The following is a 4,119-nucleotide window of genomic DNA, read 5'->3' on the forward strand; positions in this document are numbered from 1 at the left end:
TTATCCTCACGATATTTTTATCCTCATCTTTTCTGGATATAAAGATATTTACTCACTTCTTCACAAAAAAGATGAGGATAACATTATTTATCTTAAACCACAGATACGTGCCATTTCAGCTTCATCATCTGGCCATAATGGCTTCTCATCACTTTCCAGATCACCTGATTCCATCACTTTACGCATCATATCAACTGAAGGGACTGCGTAAATACGTGTTGTTTCACTTGAGGAATGCCCCAGTATACGGGAAACAAGTTCAAGTTCTGTTCCATCCTGATACAGATTGGTTGCCCTGGTCCTGCGGAACATATGGGGATAGCATCGTTCCGGGAAATTCGGATACTTTGAGCGGATCTGAGCTGCATATTTTTTGATGATACGCTCAACATTTCCAACTGACATCCTGTCTTTGTGACCCTTGATCACTGTATAGATCAGCGGAGCATCAGAATCTATCACTTCATGGTAAACTTTTAAATAGTTCTTCAGATGATCAGCGGTCTTATCTGTGATCGCAACGATCCTTTCTTTATCACCTTTTCCATAAATCCGAAGATACGGTATGTCGGCCTCCAGATTTACAGAAGATACATTCATAGACAATAATTCGGAAACCCTGACAGCAGAGTCATAAAGCAATATCAGGATCAGTCTGTCCCTTCGGCCTATCTTAGTATCCGGCGGAGCAGAGAGCAGTGCCTTAAGGGCATCATCAGGGATGACTTCACGTGTCAGCTTTGGTACTTTAAGAAAAGGAACTCTGGAAGCTGTGAGAGCTACTGACTGTAACGATATATCACAATCAGCAGCATACCAGAGATAAGCTCTGATCGCAGCAAGCCTGTTATTACAAGTGGTTTCGCTGTTGCCGTTTTTATGCAGGAACTCAATGTATGATAACAGAAAATCATGTGTACAATCCTCAAAGCCAAAGGTACGTAGTGATAAATTCATAGTATCGGTTATATATCTTCTGAACACGGTCAAAGCATCCCGGTAGGTTTCTATTGTATTCCGGCTTTTCAATGACTGATCAGGCAGGTAATGCTCAAGAAAATCCAGTGTTTTTGAGAAAAACAGTATCTTTTCCACTTTTTTTCTACTCATGGTCAGTCACCTCCGGGATAACGAAACCTGAAGTCTTGTCCCTGTCTCTGATGATCCGGAAAGCTTCGCTGACCTGATGGTAATAATAAAAAGTATCATCCGTACTCTGATGTCCCAGATACCGGCTCAGAAATGGAAGCATCTCCTTAAGTGCGATACCTTCTTCCATCCAGAGATTCATCCTTTTTACTACAAAGCTATGTCTGAGGCAGTGAACGGTAGGAGTTTTGTCACAGCCTTCTGCATATGGTGTTGCATTCCATGCCCTGCGAAATGCTGCGTTTATAGTGACAGAACACAGGCAGTTGCCCGGTTCTCTTGCAGGGAAAACCCATTCTGATACGCATCCATAATGATCATTCAGTATCGTCTTATATTCCTTCATTAACACAGCAAGATCATCTGACATATATATTAGCCTGTCTTTATGACCTTTTGACTGCATGATTTTTAATGTTCCCGCTTCAAGATCTGCATCACTCCACTTCAGTTTTCTCGCTTCTGAAATACGCAGGCCACAACAATAGATCAATCTGAAGATCACTTTATACTCTGTAGACAGACGCAAAAACGAGGGCACTTTTATCTCTGGAGAATAACTGTCGATTTCATGAAAGAATGCTGATATTTCATCATCTGACAAGACATGCACCAGTCTTTTTTCACATTTATAAAAATTCGACGGAATATATGCTTCCTCACCGAGGGAGATCATGAATAACGCAAACTGACGGATGATAGAAGTACGTGCTGAACACGTAGATAATGCTTCTCCTTCACGCAATGTCCCCCATTTTTTGACCAGTTCCCTGCTGAGATATGGCTGTATAACGGATTCTTTTACACAAAAATCATCAAAATGTTTCAGTTTCCATTCTTCAGTTTCATAAGAGAATCCAACAGACCGCTTTTCCTGTAGAAACTGTTTAATATACGGAGCAAAACAGCTTTGATATTCATATCCAAGAATCTTCATTGCAGACCTCCTTCCAGCATCAGTCCGATGTCTGACAATGATAATCCACATTTTCTGCTTCTTTCATCATCCAGAAGAAGGTATTTCATTACGCTTGTCGGATCACGATGACCAAGTGCATCCATTACATCATCGATGCCGGCATGATTTTTCAGCAGATTTGTAGCAAAAGTCCTGCGTGTCACATGAAAACCGCCGCCCTTTACATCATTTCTTTCGGGCAGGATACGGTAAAGTGCTCTGGTACATACTTTACCAGTCAATCTTCCATACGGGGCTTTGGATCTTACAAAAATAAAATCGCTTTCTGCATCAGGTCTGCCGTATTTCAGGTATGAATATATAGCATTTCCCACTTCAACAGGCATTGGAAGAGTGATCTGTGTTTTCGTTTTTTTCATGATGATTGAGATCTGGCATTTCTTCCAGTCGATATCCTGAAAACGGAGTGCCAGGATATCATAGGCCCTCAGTCCTGTTTTCAGGCCAAGCAAAACAATGGCAATGTCGCGAAGTTCTACAGGGGCATTATGGGTCAGCCGGTACTCCTGGATCCTCTGAATCTGTTCATCGGACAAAACATCAATGATCTTATCTACGGGTGCACTTCCTGATATAAGACATTGATCCAGACCATGTCTTTCTGTATATCGATGTTCCTCAAGATAGCGTAGGAAGGCTCTTACGATTACAAAGCGGGTGGCACGGCCTTTAAATGTGGAATGTTCATCCCGGATTGAGAATTCTTTGATTATCTCTGGAGAAATCTGTTTGAAACTGTCATACCCATGATCGATCAAAAACAGACAAAAGCTTGCACAGGAACATCGATAAGATTTAAGTGTACCGCTTTCGCGATATTCACGTTTTTTCTGTTCTAAAAGACCTGCGACGGCTTCCTTACACCATTCAGGGAGTTCATCATATATGGTAGGAATGTATTTATATTTCCCGCCCGGGTGGATATCGCCGCTAAGAAGATATTCATTACAAAAACTCAGAACTCTTCTCCAGTGAAGCCAGGAAGTTCCCAGTGTATTTTTTACCTCAGAGAACCATATCCAAACGATATCCGGATGATACCCAAGATCATGTATATCCAGAAACAGATAAAAAGCTGTTAATGCATGTTTTGCCAGTTTCAAAGTAGTACCGATATATCCATGGGCTTGCAGGCATTCGATAAAAGGCTCAATCTTTCCTTTAAAGTCTGCGGCTGACATAATTACATCTATCGTTTTCTGTAAAGCTGCTTTATTCTCTGAAGAAAACGCATCGATCAATCCGATATGAGGATAAATCTGACTGTTAAAGAGAAGACTGTATGGCTTTGTGCATTTCCCGATCTTTTCATAGAACTGTATCATCCGAGCCGTGTAATTAAGGATCACGTTTCTGGTTTCATCTGATTGATACATTTTGGTGTTTACAAGTATCAGTACCGCTTCGTATGAGATATCTGATATATTGACAACTCCAATTTTATCAAAAATGAGCAACCCTTCGGAACAATAGGTACGTGTTAATTCTAATGTGCGTTTTGTATAACGTTTACAACAGTCTTCAAGATAGAAATCAAGATCATCTTTCCATGAAACTGGAAGTTTATCGTATACTGATTGATTTAGATATAGCCTGCGGTCAGATACTGTTCCTGAAGAATCCATTTCCTCTAACTGGTATACATACCGGATCCATATGACACATCGCTGTGAAGGAAGGCTTTTCTTAATCTCAGCAAACCATTCATCACGCGCTTTGACCGTATACTCGGTACTATTTTGGTCGAGATACGATCCAAGAGATTCATAACAGTCCCTATGCGACTTTCTACTGCTTGAACACACCTTCTTTTCTTTAAGTAGTGACATTACCTTTTCGACGGTATCATCATAATTCATGAAATCACATCCTTTCGATTTTAATGCGATTCCATTATCACATAAAATATGTTATCCTCATCTTTTTTGCGAAGAAGAGAGTAAATATCTTTATATCCAGAAAAGATGAGGATAAAAATATCGTGAGGATAA

The 4,119-nt window shown here is 40.4% G+C and carries 3 protein-coding genes; all 3 read right to left on the reverse strand.

What is annotated here, in order from left to right:
• Positions 1-87: 87 nt before the first annotated feature.
• From ACTNBR_RS16015 to ACTNBR_RS16025, 3 genes are read right to left on the reverse strand one after another with little or no spacing between them, the layout of a single operon-like run.
• Positions 88-1,110, reverse strand: a complete 1,023-nt coding sequence (locus ACTNBR_RS16015; protein WP_441019199.1) for a tyrosine-type recombinase/integrase — start codon at positions 1,108-1,110, stop codon at positions 88-90.
• Positions 1,103-2,086 (reverse strand): tyrosine-type recombinase/integrase, encoded by a 984-nt coding sequence (locus ACTNBR_RS16020; protein ID WP_441019197.1) that lies wholly within the window; start codon positions 2,084-2,086, stop codon positions 1,103-1,105. The genes ACTNBR_RS16015 and ACTNBR_RS16020 overlap by 8 nt, the downstream gene beginning before the upstream one ends.
• Positions 2,083-3,987 carry a tyrosine-type recombinase/integrase gene (locus ACTNBR_RS16025; RefSeq protein WP_441019195.1) on the reverse strand — a complete coding sequence of 635 codons (1,905 nt, stop codon included), beginning with the start codon at positions 3,985-3,987 and terminating at the stop codon, positions 2,083-2,085. Before ACTNBR_RS16025 ends, ACTNBR_RS16020 begins: the two co-directional genes overlap by 4 nt.
• Positions 3,988-4,119 lie beyond the last annotated feature (132 nt).

The organism is Bariatricus sp. HCP28S3_F11, assembly GCF_052065395.1.
Lineage (GTDB): Bacteria > Bacillota > Clostridia > Lachnospirales > Lachnospiraceae > Allocoprococcus.